Genomic DNA, 19,355 nt, shown 5'->3' on the forward strand with positions numbered 1-19,355 from the left:
GCCGGGCTTCATCGACCCAGGACGAGGCTCATCGCCTCGGCGCGGGTGGCGGGGTTGTCGCGGAAGATGCCGCGCACGGCGGAGGTGACCGTGGTCGAGCCGGGCTTGCGGATCCCGCGCATGCCCATGCACAGGTGCTCGGCCTCGACGACGACGATCACGCCGCGCGGCTTGAGGTGCTCGGCGAGGGCGTCGGCGATCTGCCGGGTCATCCGCTCCTGCACCTGCGGGCGGCGCGCGTAGACGTCGACCAGCCGGGCCAGCTTCGACAGCCCGGTCACCCGGCCGTCCTCGCCCGGGATGTAGCCGACGTGCGCGGCGCCGTGGAAGGGCACCAGGTGGTGCTCGCAGGTCGAGTACATCGGGATGTCCTTGACCAGCACCAGCTCGTCGTGGTCCTCGTCGAAGACCGTTGCGAGGATCTCGCCGGGGTCCTGCCAGATGCCGGCGAAGGTCTCCGCGTAGGCGCGCGCCACCCGGGCGGGGGTGTCGCGCAGCCCGGGCCGGTCGGGGTCCTCCCCGACCGCGATCAGCAGCTCGCGCACGGCCGCCTCGGCGCGCGCGGAGTCGATCCGCGCCGGGTCGGGGCGGACCTCGTCCTCGGGTTCCTCGGGGAGGACGCTCATGCCACGTCCGCCGAGCTCGCGCACCCGCTCACCGCTGGACGGGTGCGCCGATGTCCCCGACCGGGTTGGTGCCGCCCTTGACCAGCCCGGTGCCGTTGCCGTTGGCCCCGACCGCGGTGGCCCCGTGGCCGGCACCGTGGCCGTTGGCCGCGGCGGCCTCGGCGGGGGTGAGCACCGGCGGCTGGTCCGAGGGCGTGCGCTTGCCGAACCCGTTGTAGGGCGCGAGCGAGGGCCGCTTGGTGACCGGCGCGCAGATGCGGGCCATGTCCTCCTTGGAGAGGGTCTCCTTCTCGATCAGCTCGAGCACGAGCTGGTCGAGGACGGCCCGGTACTCCACGAGGATCTCCCACGCCTCGTCGTGCGCGGCCTCGATGAGCGCGCGGATCTCGCCGTCGATGTCGGCGGCGACGGCCTCGGAGTAGTCCGGCCGCGAGCCCATGTCCCGGCCGAGGAACGGCTCGGAGTCGGTGCTGCCGTACTTGACCGCGCCGAGCTTGGCGCTCATGCCGTACTGGGTGACCATCGCGCGGGCCATGGAGGTGGCCTTCTCGATGTCGTTGCCCGCGCCGGTGGTCGGCTCGTGGAAGACCAGCTCCTCGGCCGCGCGCCCGCCGAGGGCGTAGGCGAGGGTGTCGATCATCTCCGAGCGGGTCTGGGTGTACTTGTCCTCGGTGGGCAGCACGAGGGTGTGCCCGAGGGAGCGGCCGCGCGGCAGGATGGTCACCTTGTGCACCGGGTCCAGGTTGGGCAGTGCGTGCGCCACCAGGGCGTGCCCGCCCTCGTGGTAGGCGGTGACCTTCTTCTCCTTCTCGCTCATCGCCCGCGTCTTGCGCTCGGGGCCGGCGATGACGCGGTCGATCGCCTCCTCGAGGACGGCGTCGGTGATGACGGTGGCGTTGCCGCGGGCGGTGAGCAGCGCGCCCTCGTTGAGCACGTTGGCGAGGTCGGCACCGGTGAAGCCGGGGGTGCGGCGGGCGACGGTCTCGAGGTCGACGTCTGGCGCGAGCGGCTTGCCCTTGGCGTGCACCTCGAGGATCCGCTTGCGGCCCTCCAGGTCGGGCCGGTCGACGGCGATCTGCCGGTCGAAGCGGCCCGGGCGCAGCAGCGCCGGGTCGAGGATGTCGGGCCGGTTGGTGGCGGCGATCATGATGACGCCGCCCTTGACGTCGAAGCCGTCCATCTCGACGAGCATCTGGTTGAGGGTCTGCTCGCGCTCGTCGTGCCCGCCGCCCATGCCGGCGCCGCGGTGGCGGCCGACGGCGTCGATCTCGTCGACGAAGATGATCGCCGGGGCGTTGGTCTTGGCCTGCTCGAACAGGTCGCGCACCCGGCTGGCGCCGACGCCGACGAACATCTCGACGAAGTCCGACCCGGAGATCGAGAAGAACGGCACGCCGGCCTCCCCGGCCACGGCGCGCGCCAGCAGCGTCTTGCCGGTGCCGGGCGGGCCGAACAGCAGCACGCCCTTGGGGATCTTGGCGCCGACCGCCTGGAACTTCACCGGGTTGGCGAGGAAGTCCTTGATCTCCTGGAGCTCCTCGATGGCCTCGTCGGCCCCGGCGACGTCGGCGAACGTCGTCTTCGGGGTGTCCTTGCTGACCACCTTGGCCTTCGACTTGCCGAAGGCCATGACGCCGCGGCCGCCGCCCTGCATGGAGTTGAACAGCCAGAACAGCAGCAGCAGGAGGATGAGGAACGGCAGGAAGCTGATCAGCACGCTGACGAAGACGCTGTCCTGCGTCACGTTCGTCGTGAACTCCACGCCGTCACCGGCGGGCTGGCCGTCCGGGCCGAGCCCGGAGACCAGGGCGAAGACGTCGTCGGAGGCGCCGATCGGGTACGAGGCGCTGATCTGGGAGTTGCCGTCGACCGGGTCCCGCAGGTCCAGGTCGAGCGTCTGCTCCTTGTCGTTGATCGTGACGGACTCGACGTTGCCGTCCTCGATCTGCTGGAGCGCGACGGAGGTCCCGACCGGCTCGTAGGCCGAGCCGCCGCTGAACACGGCGGACAGGCCGAGGGCCACCAGGACGACGAGCACGACCCAGAACCACACGGAGCGGAAGATCTTCTTGCGTTCCATACACCGATGCCGGGCGGCCGGGGCGCCGGCCTGGCCCGTCGACCCTCCTGATCGTCCGGGTGACGCTCCGCGCGACCCGGGCGGGCACCCTGGCGCTCGGTCAGGCGTCGTAGGCCTCGACGGTACACCGGGACGGCTGTGCGTCCCCTGTGTGCGAACTGCACGGACGCCGCCCGCTCACCCCTCGGGAGGAGCCGCGGGGGGCCCTCCTCCGGGGGTCAGGTCTCGTAGACCTCGGGCTTGAGGGTGCCGATGTAGGGCAGGTCGCGGTAGCGCTCGGCGTAGTCCAGGCCGTAGCCGACGACGAACTCGTTGGGGATGTCGAAGCCGACGTAGCGCACCGGCACCTCGACCTTGATCGCGTCGGGCTTGCGCAGCAGCGTGCAGACCTCCAGGGACGCCGGCCGGCGGCTGCCCAGGTTCTTCAGCAGCCACGACAGGGTCAGCCCGCTGTCGATGATGTCCTCGAGGACGAGCACGTGCCGGTCGCTGATGTCGCGGTCGAGGTCCTTGAGGATCCGCACCACGCCCGAGGAGCTGGTGGCGCTGCCGTAGGAGGAGACGGCCATGAACTCCATCTGCGTGGGCAGCCGCAGCGCCCGGGCGAAGTCGCTCATGAAGAGCACCGCGCCCTTGAGGACGCCGACCAGCAGCACCTCGCGGCCGGCGTAGTCGCGCGCGACCTGCTCGGCGAGCTCACCGATCTTGGCCTGGATCTGGTCCTCGGAGAGCAGCACGTGGTCGATGTCGGGGCCGTAGCCGTGGTCGGGCCCCAGCAGCGCAGAGGCCGACGCGGTCTCGCTCATGTGCGTTGCTCCTCCGGATCGGGTGCCTGACCGGCCCTCCCGCCCGGGGAGCCGGCGGGCCGCAGCACCAGCCTGCCAGACGCCCGGAGCGCCTCCGCACCGCCGGGGAGGGTCACCGGCCCCTGGCCGCGCCAGGCCGCGACCAGCGCGTCGACGGCGGTGAGGTGCACCGCCTGCAGGTCCGGCACCCCGCCGTCGCGCAGCCAGCCGCGCAGCACCCGCCGGCGCAGCGCGGCCGGCAGCGCGGCGAGGTCGGCGGCCGGCAGGCCCGCCGGGCCGGCCAGCCGGGCCAGGTGCCCGTCGGCCAGCGCGTCGAGGGCGTCGAGGTCCTCCCGCAGCAGCTCCGCGGTCCGGGCGAGGGCCGGGGCGACGCCGCCGCCGAGGACGTCCTCGAGCAGCGGCAGCACCTCGGCGCGCAGCCGGGCGCGCCGCAGGGCCGGGTCGGTGTTCCACGGGTCGTCCCAGACCGGCAGGCCGAGCGCCGCGCACGCCGCGCGGGTGGTGGCGCGGCGGACCTCCAGCAGCGGCCGCCACCACGGCGGGCGGTCGGCGACCATGCCGGCGACCGAGCGCGGGCCCGAGCCGCGGCCCAGGCCGAGCAGCACCGTCTCGGCCTGGTCGTCGAGGGTGTGGCCGAGCGCGACGCGGGCGCCGTGCGCGGCGGCCTCGCCCGACAGCGCCGCGTAGCGAGCGGTGCGGGCGGCGGCCTCCGGTCCCCCACCGGTGCCGACGTCGACGGCGACCACGCGCACCGGGTCCAGGCCGAGCCCGCGCAGCAGCTCCGCCGTCGACGCGGCGCGCTGCGCCGAGCCCGGCTGCAGGCCGTGGTCGACGGTGACCGCCCCGGCCGGCACCCCGGCGCGCGGCGCCTCGAACGCCACGGCGGCGGCCAGCGCGAGGGAGTCCGCTCCCCCGCTGACGGCCACCAGCACCGGCCGGGCGTCGGCGCGCAGCCCGGGCCGGACGGCGCTGCGGACGCGCGCGACCGCGGCCGGCGGGCCGCTCACCCGGGGCGGCTCAGGCGGTCACGGCGGGGCGGCCGTGCACCCGCTCGACCCACCGGGCGGGGTCGGTGAGCTCCTCGACCAGGGGCAGGGTCGCAGGGCCGGTCCAGACCCGGTTGAAGCCGTCCATGCCGACCAGGTCGACGACGCCCCCGACGAAGTGCCGCCCGTCGGCGTACTGCTTCATCTTCTGCTCGAGCCCGAGCAGCCGGCGCAGCGCGCGGTCCAGCGGACCGCGGCCCTTGCGGCGCTGGGCGAACCGCTTGCGCAGCGTGCGCACCGACGGGACGACGTCGGGGCCGACCCCGTCCATGACGTACTCGGCGTGCCCCTCGACCAGGCTCATCACGGCGGTCACCCGGTCGAGCACGGCGCGCTGCGCGGGGTCGCGCACCAGCGCCATGAGGCCCTGCCCGCCGCCGTCGTCGTCCCCGCCGCGGACGGCGTCGGTGACCCCGCGCAGCAGGTCGGTGAGCCGGTCGCGCAGCGCGTCGGGGCTGAGGTCGGTGGCGTCGACGAACTCGGCGATCTGCCCCTCGAGGTGGGTGGTCAGCCACGGGAAGGCGGTGAACTGCAGCTGGTGGGTGACCTCGTGCAGGCACACCCACAGGCGGAAGTCCGCGGGGTCGACGCCCAGCTTGCGCTCGGCGTCGACGATGTTGGGCGCGACGAGCAGCAGCCGGCCCCCGGTGCCGAAGACCTCGTACTGGCCGAGCACCCGCGAGGACAGGAAGGCCAGCAGCGCGCCGGCCTGCACACCGGTGGCGCGGGAGCCGATGGCGGTGGCCAGCGGCCCGGGGCGGCTCTCCTGCCGCTCGGCGAGCGCGGTGACCAGCGGGTCCATGAGCGCGGCCATGCCGCTGGTGTTGGCGGCGATCCAGCCGGGCCGGTCGACGACGGCCACCTCCGGCACCGGCCCCCCCTCGACGGGGTGCAGCCCGGTCAGCCCCTCCACGTGCGCGACGGCGGCCGCGGCGGCCTGGTGCAGCTCCCGGACGACGGCGGTGGCCTCCTCGCGGGTGGTCTCCGGACCCTGCCCCGACAGCCGGCGGGCGGTGCGCCCGGCGAGCTCCCAGTCGACCAGTGAGCTGCTCGTCATCGCCTCACCGTACGCGGGCGGCCCCCCGGGACGCCCCCGCGTCAGCGGCAGCCGCAGGCGGCCAGCGCGGAGGCCACGTCGTCGAGGGCGGCCTCCTCGGGCAGGCCGCCGCCGACGCTGCCGTTGACCACCAGCGCGTAGGCCAGCAGCCGGCCGTCGGCGGTGACCACGGTGCCGGCCAGGCCGTGCACGCCCAGCAGCGTGCCGGTCTTGCCGCGGACGGCGCCCGGCGCGGTCGCGGGGTCGTCGTCGCCGCGGTCGGCCAGGGTGCCGTCGTACCCGGCCACCGCCAGGCCCGAGACCACGGCCGAGGTGCCCTCGATCGACCCGTCGGCGGCGCCGGCGACCAGGTCGGTGAGGACGGCCAGGGGCACCCGGTCCAGCCGGGACAGGCCGCTGCCGTCGTGCATCTCCACGCCGGAGACGTCGACGCCGGCGTCGTCCAGCGCCGCGGTGACCCCCTGCGCCGCGCCGTCGAAGGTCGCGGGCAGGTCGCGGGCGAGGGCCACGTGGCGGGCCAGCGACTCGGCCAGGAGGTTGTCCGACTGCGACAGCGCCTGCTCGACCAGGCGGGCGACCGGCGCGGAGGAGACGGTGGCCAGCGTCTGCGCGTCCGCCGGGGCCGTGCCGAGCTCGACCACCGCCCCGGGCGCGCCGAGAGCGGTGGCCAGGGCCCGGCCGGCGTCGGTGCCGGGAGCGCCGCTGCGGGGGTCCTCGCCCGGCACGACGCGGGCGCCGTCGACGGCGGTCGCGGTGACCGGCGAGGCGTAGGTCGACGGCGCGTCCTCGGGACCCCAGCCCTCGGCGGTCAGCGGACCCTCGAACAGCGAGTTGTCGACGACGACGCGGCTGACGGCGGTGCCCGGCGGGAGGGCGGCCTGCACCTGGGCCGCGAGGTCGGCCACGGTGGCCGCGCCCGGGTAGTCGACCGACGGCGCGGTGGTCGACAGGGTCGGGTCCCCGCCGCCGACGAGCACCACCTCGCCGGGCGCGCTGCCGGCGACGACGGTGGTCTCCAGGGTGTCGTCGGGGTCGAGGGTCCTCAGCGCGGCGACGGCGGTCAGCAGCTTGGCCGTGGAGGCGGGCGTGACCGCCCGGTCGGCGCCGTCGTCGAGCAGGACCTCACCGCTGGCGACGTCGACGACCTCGGCGGACAGGCCGCCGCCGAACACGGGGGCGGCCAGCAGCGGGCGCAGCGTCGCGGCGAGGGCGGCGGGGTCGGGGACCGGCGCCTCCGACGACAGCGGGGCGAGCACCGGCGCGGGGTCGCCGACCTCGGGCAGCTGCGCGGAGGGGGCGGCGGGACCGGCGGTGGTCGTGCGCTCGTCCCCGCCGAGGGACAGCACCACGCCGGTGGCCACCGCCGCCACGAGGACCAGCGCCAGCAGGCTCACCAGGAGCCGTCGGCGCAGCCGCCGGTAGCTGGGCGTGACGGTCGAGGACCCGCTCGGCGTGATGGTGCGCTCCCCCCGGAAGAGGCCCCCCGGACGCCCTGCGCCGGTGGACCTGGTACCGGTGCGCCACACTAGCTGCCGTGCAGTTCGACGTGACGGTAGAGATCCCCAAGGGCCAGCGGAACAAGTACGAGCTGGACCACGCCACCGGGCGCATCCGGCTCGACCGGATGCTGTTCACCTCGACCCGGTACCCGGCCGACTACGGGTACATCGAGAACACCCTCGGTCTGGACGGCGACCCCCTCGACGCCCTGGTGATCCTCGACGAGCCGACCTTCCCCGGGTGCCTGATCACCTGCCGGGCCATCGGCATGTTCCGGATGACCGACGAGGCCGGTGGCGACGACAAGGTGCTCACGGTCCCGGCGACCGACCCCCGCATGGCCCACCTCCAGGACATCACCGACGTGTCGGAGTTCGACCGCCTGGAGATCCAGCACTTCTTCGAGACCTACAAGGACCTCGAGCCGGGCAAGTCGGTCGAGGGCGCCGAGTGGGTCGGCCGCGCCATGGCCGAGGCCGAGATCGAGGCCTCGATCAAGCGGGCCCAGGAGGCCGGCGGCCACTGAGCCGCACCCGTCCGGCCCCGGGCCGGAGGGACGAGCAGGACGGACGACGACGGCGGCGCGCCCCGACGGGTGCGCCGCCGTCGCCGTCCCGGGACCCGGTCCTCAGCGGCCGGTGTCGTGCAGCACGGCGGTCAGGAAGCCCAGCTCGCCGCGGTAGCCCTCCAGCCACTGCCGCCGGTGCGTGCGGGCGGCCGCCAGCGCCTCCTCGCGCTCGCCGGGCTGAGCCTCGGTCAGCGCCCACTCGGTGACGGCGCCGGTCCAGCACCACTCGTACTCGTCCCACTCGGCGAGGGTGCTGACGTGGCCGTAGCCGGGCTCGAACCCGGCCCGGGCCACCTCGGCCAGCAGGCCGGGCAGGTCGGGCAGCTCGCCGGGCTCGGCGCCGAGGCCGGCCAGCGCCGCCTCGCTCGGGCCGGCCTCCCAGAACCCGTCCCCGAAGAGCACGCGCCCGCCGGGACGCAGGTGGCGGCGCACGGCCTCCAGCGCCCCGGCGGTGCCGCCGAAGGCGTGCGCGGCGCCGACGCACAGCACGACGTCGGCCGGTTCACCCTCCCAGGTCGCGGCGTCGGCCTCGACGAACGCGACGCGGCCGACCAGGCCGGCCATTGCCGCCCCGTCGCGCGCGGCGTCCAGCGCGGGCGCGGAGGTGTCGACACCGACCCCCACCATCGCCGGGTGCGCGGCCAGCAGCGCCAGCAGCCACGAGCCCGGCCCGCAGCCGAGGTCGAGGGCGCGGCCGCCCCGGCCGGCCGGGGCCAGCCGGCCGACCAGGCGGGTCAGGGCCTCGTCGGAGACGGGGGCGGCGACGGGGTGCCAGCGGTGCGCGACGGCGCTGAGTCGGGCTCGGTCCACGCCGGGATCAGATCAGGCCGCGGGAGCGCAGGTCACGCAGCTCGGCGAAGACCCGGCGCCGGATGGTGTCCTCGCGCCGCTCGCCGAGCCCCACGAACCGCAGCGACAGCTCGGTGTGGTGGTCGTCGCGGGGGTGGCGGCGGATCACCTCGGCCTTGGCGGCCAGCCGGTCCCCGTCGAGGTCGACGACCACGGGGAGCACGGTGCCGACCTCGATCTCCGGCCGCTCGGCCCCGGGCTTGCCGGTGAGCAGGCAGTGCGTGCCGCCCTCGCTGAGGTCGATGGTCGTGCCGGCCAGCACGCGCTCCCCCACGGCCAGCTCGACGGGCACCGACATGGGGGCGCGGACGGCGTTGCGCCGCTGCCCCCGGGACGCCGGGCCGACGATCTTCAGCCGCCACGTCGGCGAGTCCCCGGTGACCACCTCGACGAGCTCCGCGGGCAGGGACCGCAGCTCCTCCGGTCCGCGCCAGATCAGCTCCAGGTGCTCACCGGTGTCCAGCCGCACGCGCCGCTTCTGCGCGTCCTCGCCCACGCTGACCACGAGCTCGGAGCCCGACACCCGCTCGACGAAGCTGGTCAGGACGTCGGCGCGGCTGCTGGCCTTGACGTCGAGCACCGCCTTCTCCTCGGGGTGGTCCACTCCCGGCGTCGTCATGCTCCGTCCTCCGTCTCCGGCGTTCCGGTCCTCGTCCCGCTCTGCGGTCCTGGGGACAGGCATCGGCACGGAGGGGCCGGAAGTGCAGCCGGGCGGTGCAGGAATCCGGTCTCAGCCGCCGACGTAGGCCGCCAGGTGCTCGCCGGTGACGGTGGAGCGGGCGGCGACGAGGTCGGCCGGGGTGCCCTCGAACACCACTCGGCCGCCGTCGTGGCCGGCGCCCGGACCGAGGTCGACGATCCAGTCCGCGTGCGCCATGACCGCCTGGTGGTGCTCGATGACGACGACCGACGTGCCCGAGTCGACGAGCCGGTCGAGCAGCGCGAGCAGGTTCTCCACGTCGGCCAGGTGTAGGCCGGTGGTCGGCTCGTCGAGGACGTAGACGCCGCCCTTCTCGCCCATGTGGGTGGCCAGCTTCAGCCGCTGCCGCTCCCCGCCGGACAGCGTCGTCAGCGGCTGGCCGATGGTGAGGTAGCCCAGGCCGACGTCGGCGAGCCGGCCGAGGACGGCGTGCGCGGCCGGCGTGCGCCCCTCGCCGGAGCCGAAGAACTCCTCGGCCTCGGCCACCGACATGGCCAGCACCTCGGCGATGTCCCGGCCGCCCAGCGTGTAGTCCAGCACCGCCGGCTGGAACCGCCGGCCCTCGCACGCCTCGCAGGTGGACTCGACGGTGGCCATGACACCCAGCTCGGTGTAGACGACGCCGGCGCCGTTGCAGGCCGGGCAGGCGCCCTCGGAGTTGGCGCTGAACAGCGCCGGCTTGACGCCGTTGGCCTTGGCGAAGGCCTTCCGGATCGGCTCGAGCAGGCCGGTGTAGGTGGCCGGGTTGCTGCGCCGGGAGCCGCGGATGGCGCCCTGGTCGATGGTCACCACGCCCTCCCGCCCGGCGATCGAGCCGGAGACGAGCGAGCTCTTGCCCGAGCCCGCCACCCCGGTGAGGACGACGAGCACGCCGAGGGGGATGTCGACGTCGACCCCCTGCAGGTTGTTCGTGCGGGCGCCGCGCACCTGCAGCGCGCCGGTGGGGGTGCGCACCGACGGCTTGACCGACGCGCGGTCGTCGAGGTGCCGCCCGGTGAGGGTGCCGCTGGCCCGCAGCTGCTCGACGGTGCCCTGGAACACGACCTCGCCGCCGCCCGCGCCGGCCCGGGGCCCGAGGTCGACGACGTGGTCGGCGATGGCGATGGCCTCGGGCTTGTGCTCGACGACGAGCACGGTGTTGCCCTTGTCCCGCAGCTGCAGCAGCAGCCGGTTCATCCGCTCGATGTCGTGCGGGTGCAGCCCGATCGTGGGCTCGTCGAAGACGTAGGTGACGTCGGTGAGCGAGGAGCCCAGGTGGCGGATCATCTTGGTGCGCTGCGCCTCGCCGCCGGACAGCGTGCCCGCGGGCCGGTCGAGGGAGAGGTACCCCAGGCCGATGGTGGCGAAGGAGTCGAGCAGGTGCTGCAGCCCGGCCAGCAGCGGGGCGACCGAGGGCTCGTCGAGCTCGCGCACCCAGTCGGCGAGGTCGGTGATCTGCAGGGCGCAGACGTCGGCGATGCTCTTCCCCCGGATCAGCGAGGACCGCGCCTCCGCGCTCAGCCGCGTGCCGCCGCAGTCGGGGCAGGTCGTGAAGGTCACCGCCCGCTCCACGAAGCGCCGGACGTGCGGCTGCATCGCCTCGACGTCCTTGGACAGCATCGACTTCTGGATCCGCGGGATCACGCCCTCGTAGGTGAGGTTGATGCCCTCGACCTTGATCTTGACCGGCTCCGCGTACAGGAGCGTGTCCAGCTCCTTCTTCGTGTAGTCGCGGATCGGCTTGTCCATGTCGAGGCCGGCGCCCTGGAAGAGGCGGCCGTACCAGCCGTCCATGCTGTAGCCGGGGATGGTCAGGGCGCCGTCGTTCAGGGACTTGGCGTCGTCGTAGAGGGCGGTGAGGTCGATGTCGTTGACCGAGCCCATGCCCTCGCACCGCGGGCACATGCCGCCCTGGTAGACGGCCTCGCGCACCACGTTCTTCTCGACCCGGCCGCCCTTCTCGGTGCTCATGACCCCGCTGGCCTTGCGGGTCGGCACGTTGAAGGCGAACGCGGTCGGCGGGCCGATGTGCGGCTGCCCGAGCCGGCTGAAGAGGATGCGCAGCATCGCGTTGGCGTCGGTGGCCGTGCCGACGGTGGAGCGCGGGTTGGCGCCCATCCGCTCCTGGTCGACGATGATCGCCGTCGTCAGCCCCTCCAGGAGGTCGACGTCGGGCCGCGACAGCGACGGCATGAAGCCCTGCAGGAAGGCGCTGTAGGTCTCGTTGATCAGCCGCTGGGACTCCGCGGCGATCGTGCTGAACACCAGGGAGCTCTTCCCCGAGCCGGAGACGCCGGTGAAGGCCGTGAGCCGGCGCTTGGGGATGTCGACGCTGACGTCCTTGAGGTTGTTCTCGCGGGCGCCGTGCACGCGGATGAGGTCGTGCACGTCGGCCGGGTGCCCGCCGGGCTCCCGCGTGCGGGTCCCCGTGCCGTCGCTGGTGGCGGTGCTCATCGTGTCTCCGTCCGGTGGGCGCCGCCGTCGTCGGCGCCCTCGTTGTCTACCTGCTGGGGGTGACGACCGGAACGGCGCGACGCCCGTCCGGCTGACGCGGGGCTCAGCCGGTCTGCTGGATGCGGACCAGGTTGCCGGCGGGGTCCCGGAAGGCGCAGTCGCGGATCCCGTAGGGCTGGTCGGTGGGCTCCTGGACGACCTCGGCGTCGCCGGCCTGCAGCCGGTCGAAGGTGCCGTCGAGGTCCTTCGTGGCCAGCAGGATCCAGCCGTAGGTGCCCTTGGCCATCATCTCGGCGACGGTGCGGCGCTCGTCGTCGGTGATGCCCGGGTCGACGGCCGGCGGGGCCAGGAGGACCGAGGTCCCTGGCTGGCCGGCGGGGCCGACGGTGATCCAGCGCATCGCGCCCCGGCCGACGTCGGTGCGCACCTCGAAGCCGAGGGTGTCGCGCCAGAAGGCCAGGGAGGCCTCGGGGTCGGTGTGCGGGAGGACGGTGGTGTGGATGGTGAGGTCCATGCCGGTCACGCTAGGGACGGCGCACCGGCCGGTGCTTCTCGATTCCTGACCGGTCGGGTGACCTGCTTGGCGACGCACGCCGGCAGGCCCTCGGTGCCCTCCGCGGCGAGGCGCCGGTAGGTGCTCGGCGGCATGCCGACCAGTTCGGTGAAGCGGGTGCTGAAGGTGCCCAGCGACGAGCAGCCGACGGCGAAGCAGGCGTCGGTGACGCTCACGTCGCCGCGGCGCAGCAGGGCCATGGCCCGCTCGATGCGCCGGGTCATCAGGTAGGAGTACGGGGACTCGCCGTAGGCCCGCCGGAAGGCGCGGCTGAGGTAGCCGGCGGAGACGTGCACGCCGCGGGCGAGGGCCTCGACGTCGAGCGGCTGGGCGTACTCCCGGTCGATCCGGTCGCGGACGCGGCGCAGCCGGGCGAGGTCGCGCAGGTGCTGCTCGGCGCTGCCGCTGGTCACGTCCCGGGATGCTGGCAGAAGGAGCCGACGATCCCCAGGGACGGGGGTGCGAGCCGCCTGTCGGAATCGAACCGACGACCTTCTCATTACGAGTGAGATGCTCTACCGACTGAGCTAAGGCGGCGGACGTGCGGTGCCCAGCGTACGGCACCGTCCTGCCGCGCCCGCGCCGGCCCGGCGGCTACGCGGGCAGGCGCAGCGCCACGGTGAGCGCCTCGACGGCGACCTGCGGCTTGACGTTCTGCTCCAGCGCCGTCCGGCAGGCGAGCACCGCGTCGATGCGCCGCAGCGCCCCCTCCGCGCCGATGCGCCGGGCCAGCTCCTCGGCGTCGGCGCGCCGGTCGGGGTGGTCCAGCGGCAGCGACTCACCGGGTGCGGCGGCGAGGACGAGGGCGTCGCGGTAGAGGCCGGCGAGGTCGACCAGCGCCCGGTCGAGGGAGTCGCGGCCGATGCGGGTGGCCCGGCTCTTCTGCCGCTTCTCCAGCTCCTTGAGCTGCCCGGCCCCCCGGCTGGCGGCGGCCACGCCCGGGCCCCGCGCGCCGACGCCCAGGCTGGCCTTGACCGCCTCGGTCTCGGCGCCGTCGAGGGCCGCGGTGGTCCGGTCGGACTCCTCCTTGGCCGCGCCGACGAGGTCGTCGGCGGCGGTCAGGCAGGCGGCCAGCGACACCAGTGACAGCGGGACGTCGAGGACGGCCTTGCGCACCAGCCGGGCGCTCTCGTCCTGCGCCAGGTGGCGTGCCCGCCCGACGTGCCCGCCGGCCGCGGCCGCGGCCCAGGCGGCCAGCGCCGGGTCGACGCCGTCGCGGCGCACCAGCACGTCGGCGACGGCGTCGGTCGGCGGCGTCCGCAGGCCCACGACGCGGCAGCGGGAGCGGATGGTGACCGGCACGTCCTCGGGGTGCAGGCTCGGCGCGCACAGCAGGAACACCGTCCGCGGCGGCGGCTCCTCGATCATCTTGAGGACGGCGTTGGCGGCCTGCTCGGTCATGCGGTCGGCGTCCTCCACGACGACGACCTGCCAGCGCCCCTGCGACGGCGCGCGGCCGGCCACCCGCACCAGCTCGCGCGCCTCCACGACGCCGATCGACAGGCCCTCGGGGACGACGGTCTGCACGTCGGCGTGGGTGCCAGCGAGCACCGTGCGGCAGGCGTGGCAGGTGCCGTCACCGCCGTCGGGGCACTGCAGCGCCGCGGCGAAGGCCCGCGCGGCGACCGAGCGGCCCGAGCCGGGCGGGCCGGTGAACAGCCAGGCGTGGGTCATGGCGGCGGGGTCGGCGACCGCGGCCTGCAGCTCGGCGACGACGGCCGGCTGGCCGACGACCTGCGCCCAGACCCCGCCCGGCGCGGCTGAGCCTCCTGGCGACCTCGCGAGCTCGGTCATGCGACCCGCCCGGGCAGCAGGGCGGCGACCCGCTCGCGCACGGCGCCGGCGAGCTCCTCGGCGGGCCGGCCGGCGTCGAGGACCAGGTAGCGGTGCGGCTCGGCGTCGGCCAGCGCGCGGAAGGTGGCGCGGACGCGCTCGTGGAAGTCGACCGACTCCGCCTCGAGCCGGTCGGCGGCGGCGCGGCCCAGGGCCCGCGCCAGGCCCGCCTCGGGGGGCAGGTCGAGCAGCACGGTGAGGTCGGGCACCAGCCCGCCGGTGGCCCACTGCGACAGCCGGCGCACCTCCTCCAGCGCCAGCGCCCGGCCGGCGCCCTGGTAGGCCAGCGAGCTGTCGACGTAGCGGTCGGTGACCACGACCTCGCCGGCCTCCAGCGCCGGGCGGACCACCGCGTGCACGTGGTGGGCGCGGTCGGCGGCGTAGAGCAGCGCCTCGGCGCGCGGCGCGAGGTCGCCGGTGGCCGGGTCGAGGAGCAGCGCGCGGATGCGCGCGCCGGGTGGGGTCCCGCCGGGCTCGGAGGTCAGCCGCGCGGGGATCTCGTGCCGCCCCAGCCAGTCGAGGAGCAGGCGGGCCTGGGTGGACTTGCCGGTGCCCTCCCCGCCCTCGAAGGCGACGAACAGCCCGCGGCCGGGCAGGCGCGGGTGGGCGGCGATCGGGAGCTCCCGGGGGTGGCTGGCGGGGTGGGTCACGGCCGGTCCACGGTACCGGCCGGGTCCGACGCCGCCGGGTTCCCGCAGCCCCTAGCGTCGCCGGCGTGGACGCCGCCTGGGACCCCGCGACCTACCTGCGCTTCGCCGGCGAGCGGGCGCGCCCGTTCGCCGACCTGCTGGCCCGCGTGGACGCGGCCGACCCGCGGGTCGTGGTCGACCTCGGCTGCGGCGAGGGTGCGCTGACCGCCTCGCTCGCGGCGCGCTGGCCCGGTGCGCGGGTGACCGGCGTCGACTCCTCCCCGGAGATGCTGGCCGCGGCGGCCGCGCACGCCGTCGACGGGCGGGTCGGCTTCGCCCTCGGCGACGTCCGTGAGTGGCGGCCCGACGGGCCGGTCGACGTCGTCGTCTGCAACGCCGTCCTGCACTGGGTGCCCGGCCACGCCGGGCTGCTGGCGCGCTGGGCCGGGCACCTCGCCCCGGGCGGGCGGCTGGCGGTCCAGGTGCCCGGCAACCACCGGGCGCCGACGCACCGGCTGCTGGCCGACCTGTGCACCTCGCCGCGGTGGTCGGCGCGGCTGGCGGCCGCCGCTCCCCCGCCGGACCCGGTGCTCGACCCGGCCGGCTACCTCGACGTGCTGGTGGGTGCGGGCCTGTCCGCCGACGTCTGGGAGACCACCTACCTGCACGTGCTGCGCGGGACGGACCCGGTGCTGGGCTGGGTGCGCAGCACCGTGCTGCGGCCGGTGCTGGCCCTGCTCGACGACGACGCCGCCGCCGAGCTGACCGCCGCCTACGCCGCGGCGCTGCGGGAGGCCTACCCGGCGCGGCCCGACGGGACCACCGTGCTGCCGTTCCGGCGGGTGTTCGCGGTGGGCTCCCGGCCGCTCAGCGGGGGGTGAGCCGGTAGGCGTCGGTGCGGTAGGGCAGCTCCAGGACGTCGCGTCCGGCGGTGTCGGGATGACTCGCGAGCAGGTCGCGCAGGCCGCCGAGGAAGGCCGCCCGGGCCCGCGGGGTCATGGTGGCCACGTAGCTGCGGGTGCCGATGCCGCCGACGACCTGCTCGGGGGGAACCCGCTGGACGACGCGGAACGGCGCGTGGGTGACGTCGGCCGGCAGCGCCCGGGCGAACCGGCCGACGACGCCCTGGTCGGCCTCGTGGCCGCGGGCCTCGGCGGCCAGCGCGGCGCCGAGCGCGGCGACCCACGGCACCCGCTCGTCGCGGACGTTCCACACGAGGCCGACCACGCCCCCGGGCCGCAGCACGCGGCGCAGCTCGGCGGCCGCCGGCTCCGGGTCGAACCAGTGCGCGGCCTGGCCGGCGACCACGGCGTCGACGCTGCGGTCGGGCAGCGGGACCGCCTCCGCGCCGCCGACGTGCACCGGCACGCCGGGGTGGCGGGCGTGCAGCTGGTCGAGCATCTGCGGTGCGGGGTCGACCGCGACCACCTCGTGCCCGGCGGCGAGCAGGACGCCGGTGAGCAGGCCGGTGCCGGCGCCCAGGTCGAGCACCCGCCGCGGCCGCCCGCCCAGGAGGAAGGCGACGGCGGCGGGCGGGTAGCCGGGTCGCAGGGCGGCGTAGTCGGCCGCGACCGACCCGAACGACGTCCGCCGCTGCTGCCAGTCGGCGGGGTCGAGCGGGTCGGTCACGGCCGCGGGTCAGCTCGCGGGGACGGCGTCGGTCGCCTTCGTCGCGGCCGTCTTCTTCGCCGTCGCCTTCTTGGCGGTGGTCTTCTTCGCCGTCGTCTTCTTGGCCGCCGTCTTGGCCGGTGCCTTCTTCGCCGCCTTCTTCTTCGTGGCGGCCGGCCGGCTGCGGCGGTCGGCGAGCAGCTCGGCGGCGCGGTCGAGGGAGATGGTCTCGACGTCGTCGCCCTTGCGCAGGCTGGCGTTGGTCTCGCCGTCGGTCACGTACGGGCCGAAGCGGCCCTCGCGGACGGTGATCTGGCCCTGGGTCACCGGGTCGGCGCCGAGCTCCTTGAGCGGCGCGGCCGCGGCCCGCCGTCCCCGCTGCTTGGGCTGGGCGAAGACCGCCAGCGCCTCGTCGAGGGTGACGGTGAACAGCCGCTGCTCGTTCTCCAGCGAGCGGGAGTCGCTGCCCTTCTTCAGGTAGGGCCCGTAGCGGCCGTTGAGGGCCTGGATCTCCTCGCCGTCGGGCGCGGTGCCCACGGTGCGCGGCAGCGTGAGCAGCTGCAGCGCGTCCTCGAGGGTCACCGTCTCCGGGGCCATCGAGGAGAACAGGCTCGCCGTCCGGGGGCTGTCCTTGCTGCCCTCGGGGACCACGGTGGTGACGTAGGGGCCGTAGCGGCCGGCCTTGACCACCACCGGGGAGCCGCTCGCGGGGTCGGTGCCCAGCTGCCGGTCACCGGAGGGCGCGGCGAGCAGCTCGGCGACCTTGCCGCTGGTGAGCTCGTCGGGCGCGAGGTCCTCGGGGAGGCTGACCCGCGGCCCGTCCTCGCCGCCGGCCTGCAGGTAGGGGCCGTAGCGGCCCACCCGGACGACGACCGGCTCGCCCTCCGGGCCGGTCGCCCGCAGCGGGATGGAGTTGACGCCGCGGGCGTCGATCTCCTCCAGCTGCTGGCCGATGACCTGCTTGAGGCCGCCGGACGCGGCGATGCCGCCGGCGTGCCGGCCCTCGCCGCCGAAGTAGAACTCGGTCAGCCAGTCGACCCGGCCCAGCTCCCCCGCGGCGATCTCGTCGAGCTCGTTCTCCAGCGACGCGGTGAAGTCGTAGTCGACGAGCTGACCGAAGTGCTGCTCGAGCAGGTTGACCACCGCGAAGGCGGTGAAGGTGGGCACCAGCGCGGCGCCCTTCTTCCACACGTACCCGCGGTCCTGGATGGTCTGCATGATCGACGCGTAGGTCGAGGGGCGGCCGATGCCGAGCTCCTCGAGCCGGGCGACCAGGCTCGGCTCGGTGTAGCGCGACGGCGGCGTCGTGGTGTGGCCCTTGGGCTCCAGCGAGCGGGTGTCGAGCTGCTGGCCGCGCTCGACGCGGGGCAGGCGCCGCTCGGCGTCGTCGCTGCCGGGCTCGTCGTCGCCGGCGCCGGCGCCCTCGTCGCGGGACTCGACGTAGGCGCGCAGGAAGCCGGGGAAGGTGATCGTGCGCCCCGACGCGGTGAACTCCACCCGCTCGTCGGTGGTGCTGCGCCCGGCCAGCCGGATGCTGACCGTCTGGCCGACCGCGTCGGCCATCTGCGAGGCGACCGTGCGCTGCCAGATCAGCTCGTAGAGGCGGAACTCGTCACGGGCGAGCTGCCCGGCCAGCTGGCCGGGGGTGCGGAAGGAGTCACCGGCGGGCCGGATCGCCTCGTGCGCCTCCTGCGCGCCCTTGGCCTTCTTGCTGTAGCGGCGGGCCTCGGCGGGGACGTAGGCGTCGCCGTAGAGCTCGCGGGCCTGGGTGCGGGCGGCGTTGATCGCCTCGGTGGAGAGGTTGGTCGAGTCGGTCCGCATGTAGGTGATGTGGCCGTTCTCGTACAGCCGCTGGGCCACCCGCATGACCTGCGCGGAGGACCAGCCGAGCTTGCGGCCGGCCTCCATCTGCAGCGTGGAGGTGGTGAACGGCGCGTAGGGACGACGCCGGTAGGGCTTCTCGTCGACCCGGCTGACGCCGACCTGCCGGCCCTCGAGGCGGGCGGCCAGCCCGCGGGCGCCGGCCTCGTCGAGGTGCACGACGTCGCCGGTGACCCGGCCGGTGGCGGGGTCGAAGTCGCGGCCGGTGGCCACGCGGCTGTCGTCGACGCTGACCAGGCGGGCGCGCAGCGTCGTCGGCTCGCCGGCGTCGGCACCGGACCTGCCGGGGACGGCGAAGACGCCGTCGAGGGACCAGTAGTCGGCGGCGGTGAACGCCATCCGCTCCCGTTCCCGCTCGACGACGATGCGGGTGGCCACCGACTGCACGCGGCCGGCCGAGAGCCGTGGCAGGACCTTCTTCCACAGCACGGGGCTGACCTCGTAGCCGTAGAGGCGGTCGAGGATGCGGCGGGTCTCCTGCGCGTCGACCAGGGCGGTGTCGAGCTCGCGGGGGTTGGCCACGGCGCGGGCGATGGCCTCCGGGGTGATCTCGTGGAAGACCATGCGGCGGACCGGGACCCGCGGCTTGAGGGTGTCGACCAGGTGCCAGGCGATGGCCTCGCCCTCGCGGTCCTCGTCGGTGGCGAGGTAGACCTCGCTGGCGTCCTTGACCAGCTGCTTGAGCCGGCTGACCTGCTGCTTGCGGTCGGGGCTGATGACGTAGAGCGGCTCGAAGGCGTTGTCGACGTCGACGCCTAGGCGGGCCCAGGGAGCGCCCTTGTGCTCGGCCGGGACGTCGGCGGCGTTGCGGGGCAGGTCGCGGATGTGCCCGACGCTGGCCTCGACGACGTAGCCGTTGCCGAGATAGCCGGCGATCTTCCCGGCCTTGGTTGGTGACTCCACGATGACCAGCGGGCGACCGCCCCCGGTGGCGGCGGTCCGGCGGCGGGCGGGCGTGCTGGTGCCGCCGGCCGTGCGGCCGGCGCTCTCGCCGTTCTTCGCGGTCTTCGTGGGCACGGTGCTCCTGTCGGTGGTGCTCGCTGGGCGGCGGTGCGGGTGCGGTGTCGGCACCCGGCGCGCCCCTCGGCGGGCCACGGTAGGCCACGACCGCGGAACGCGACCGGCTGGCGACCCCGGGTGGGCGCGCCGTCACCGCGTCCAACGGTGCAGCACCGCGGCTGTTCCC

General features: G+C 75.3%; 17 protein-coding genes and 1 tRNA gene. 2 read left to right on the forward strand and 16 right to left on the reverse strand.

What is annotated here, in order from left to right:
- Positions 1-8: 8 nt before the first annotated feature.
- The 6 genes from folE to dacB all read right to left on the reverse strand — a co-directional run bounded on the left by folE (position 9) and on the right by dacB (position 7,009).
- Positions 9-626 (reverse strand): GTP cyclohydrolase I FolE, encoded by a 618-nt coding sequence (folE, locus tag ACI780_RS16590; RefSeq protein ID WP_456868902.1) that lies wholly within the window; start codon positions 624-626, stop codon positions 9-11.
- Between the two features lie 28 nt (positions 627-654).
- On the reverse strand, positions 655-2,706 hold the full coding sequence (gene ftsH, locus ACI780_RS16595) for an ATP-dependent zinc metalloprotease FtsH (protein ID WP_457004275.1): 2,052 nt from the start codon (positions 2,704-2,706) through the stop codon (positions 655-657).
- A 218-nt stretch (positions 2,707-2,924) separates the two neighbouring features.
- On the reverse strand, positions 2,925-3,512 hold the full coding sequence (gene hpt / locus ACI780_RS16600; RefSeq protein WP_457004277.1) for a hypoxanthine phosphoribosyltransferase: 588 nt from the start codon (positions 3,510-3,512) through the stop codon (positions 2,925-2,927).
- On the reverse strand, positions 3,509-4,519 hold the full coding sequence (tilS, locus tag ACI780_RS16605; protein ID WP_457004279.1) for a tRNA lysidine(34) synthetase TilS: 1,011 nt from the start codon (positions 4,517-4,519) through the stop codon (positions 3,509-3,511). The genes hpt and tilS overlap by 4 nt, the downstream gene beginning before the upstream one ends.
- Positions 4,520-4,529: 10 nt before the next feature.
- Positions 4,530-5,615 (reverse strand): zinc-dependent metalloprotease, encoded by a 1,086-nt coding sequence (locus tag ACI780_RS16610; protein ID WP_457004281.1) that lies wholly within the window; start codon positions 5,613-5,615, stop codon positions 4,530-4,532.
- Positions 5,616-5,656: 41 nt separating this feature from the next.
- Positions 5,657-7,009, reverse strand: coding sequence for a D-alanyl-D-alanine carboxypeptidase/D-alanyl-D-alanine endopeptidase (gene dacB, locus ACI780_RS16615; RefSeq protein ID WP_457004283.1), 1,353 nt, complete (start codon positions 7,007-7,009; stop codon positions 5,657-5,659).
- 140 nt (positions 7,010-7,149) lie between these two features.
- Here dacB and ACI780_RS16620 point away from each other — a divergent pair, with 140 nt between their 5' ends.
- Entirely contained in the window at positions 7,150-7,641 is a 492-nt protein-coding gene (locus tag ACI780_RS16620; protein ID WP_456868908.1) for an inorganic diphosphatase, read from the forward strand.
- A 102-nt stretch (positions 7,642-7,743) separates the two neighbouring features.
- Here the strand turns inward: ACI780_RS16620 and ACI780_RS16625 are convergent, their stop codons facing one another.
- From ACI780_RS16625 to tmk, 8 genes are all read right to left on the reverse strand, one after another.
- The gene (locus ACI780_RS16625; RefSeq protein ID WP_457004285.1) at positions 7,744-8,493 is read right to left on the reverse strand and encodes an SAM-dependent methyltransferase; all 750 of its coding nucleotides are present in this window, start codon (positions 8,491-8,493) and stop codon (positions 7,744-7,746) included.
- Positions 8,494-8,500: 7 nt separating this feature from the next.
- Positions 8,501-9,151 (reverse strand): flagellar brake protein, encoded by a 651-nt coding sequence (locus ACI780_RS16630; RefSeq protein ID WP_457004287.1) that lies wholly within the window; start codon positions 9,149-9,151, stop codon positions 8,501-8,503.
- Between the two features lie 111 nt (positions 9,152-9,262).
- A complete protein-coding gene (locus ACI780_RS16635; RefSeq protein ID WP_457004289.1) occupies positions 9,263-11,665 on the reverse strand; it encodes an ATP-binding cassette domain-containing protein in 2,403 nt (800 codons plus the stop codon).
- 103 nt (positions 11,666-11,768) lie between these two features.
- A complete protein-coding gene (locus ACI780_RS16640) occupies positions 11,769-12,179 on the reverse strand; it encodes a VOC family protein (protein ID WP_457004291.1) in 411 nt (136 codons plus the stop codon).
- A 5-nt stretch (positions 12,180-12,184) separates the two neighbouring features.
- Positions 12,185-12,631 (reverse strand): helix-turn-helix transcriptional regulator, encoded by a 447-nt coding sequence (locus ACI780_RS16645; protein ID WP_456868913.1) that lies wholly within the window; start codon positions 12,629-12,631, stop codon positions 12,185-12,187.
- Positions 12,632-12,682: 51 nt separating this feature from the next.
- Positions 12,683-12,755, reverse strand: a tRNA-Thr gene (locus ACI780_RS16650).
- 57 nt (positions 12,756-12,812) lie between these two features.
- Positions 12,813-14,012 carry a DNA polymerase III subunit delta' gene (locus ACI780_RS16655; RefSeq protein ID WP_456868914.1) on the reverse strand — a complete coding sequence of 400 codons (1,200 nt, stop codon included), beginning with the start codon at positions 14,010-14,012 and terminating at the stop codon, positions 12,813-12,815.
- Positions 14,009-14,701 (reverse strand): dTMP kinase, encoded by a 693-nt coding sequence (gene tmk / locus ACI780_RS16660; RefSeq protein WP_457004294.1) that lies wholly within the window; start codon positions 14,699-14,701, stop codon positions 14,009-14,011. Before tmk ends, ACI780_RS16655 begins: the two co-directional genes overlap by 4 nt.
- Before the next feature lie 65 nt (positions 14,702-14,766).
- On the opposite strand from tmk, the gene ACI780_RS16665 reads away from it, so the two are divergent.
- Positions 14,767-15,561, forward strand: coding sequence for a trans-aconitate 2-methyltransferase (locus ACI780_RS16665; protein ID WP_457004296.1), 795 nt, complete (start codon positions 14,767-14,769; stop codon positions 15,559-15,561).
- Here ACI780_RS16665 and ACI780_RS16670 read toward each other — a convergent pair.
- Positions 15,548-16,309 (reverse strand): class I SAM-dependent methyltransferase, encoded by a 762-nt coding sequence (locus ACI780_RS16670; RefSeq protein WP_457004298.1) that lies wholly within the window; start codon positions 16,307-16,309, stop codon positions 15,548-15,550. The genes ACI780_RS16665 and ACI780_RS16670 overlap by 14 nt on opposite strands.
- Before the next feature lie 9 nt (positions 16,310-16,318).
- Positions 16,319-19,186 (reverse strand): type I DNA topoisomerase, encoded by a 2,868-nt coding sequence (topA, locus tag ACI780_RS16675; RefSeq protein ID WP_457004300.1) that lies wholly within the window; start codon positions 19,184-19,186, stop codon positions 16,319-16,321.
- Positions 19,187-19,355 lie beyond the last annotated feature (169 nt).

This window comes from Geodermatophilus sp. SYSU D00814, from assembly GCF_054050055.1.

What these genes read in the sequence shown, in the direction of transcription:
- ACI780_RS16655 (WP_456868914.1), bottom strand. Translation starts at nt 14,012, where the DNA reads ATGACCGAGCTCGCGAGGTCGCCAGGAGGCTCAGCCGCGCCGGGCGGG.
- ACI780_RS16630 (WP_457004287.1), bottom strand. Translation starts at nt 9,151, where the DNA reads ATGACGACGCCGGGAGTGGACCACCCCGAGGAGAAGGCGGTGCTCGAC.
- ftsH (WP_457004275.1), bottom strand. Translation starts at nt 2,706, where the DNA reads ATGGAACGCAAGAAGATCTTCCGCTCCGTGTGGTTCTGGGTCGTGCTC.
- ACI780_RS16640 (WP_457004291.1), bottom strand. Translation starts at nt 12,179, where the DNA reads ATGGACCTCACCATCCACACCACCGTCCTCCCGCACACCGACCCCGAG.
- ACI780_RS16635 (WP_457004289.1), bottom strand. Translation starts at nt 11,665, where the DNA reads ATGAGCACCGCCACCAGCGACGGCACGGGGACCCGCACGCGGGAGCCC.
- ACI780_RS16610 (WP_457004281.1), bottom strand. Translation starts at nt 5,615, where the DNA reads ATGACGAGCAGCTCACTGGTCGACTGGGAGCTCGCCGGGCGCACCGCC.
- folE (WP_456868902.1), bottom strand. Translation starts at nt 626, where the DNA reads ATGAGCGTCCTCCCCGAGGAACCCGAGGACGAGGTCCGCCCCGACCCG.
- hpt (WP_457004277.1), bottom strand. Translation starts at nt 3,512, where the DNA reads ATGAGCGAGACCGCGTCGGCCTCTGCGCTGCTGGGGCCCGACCACGGC.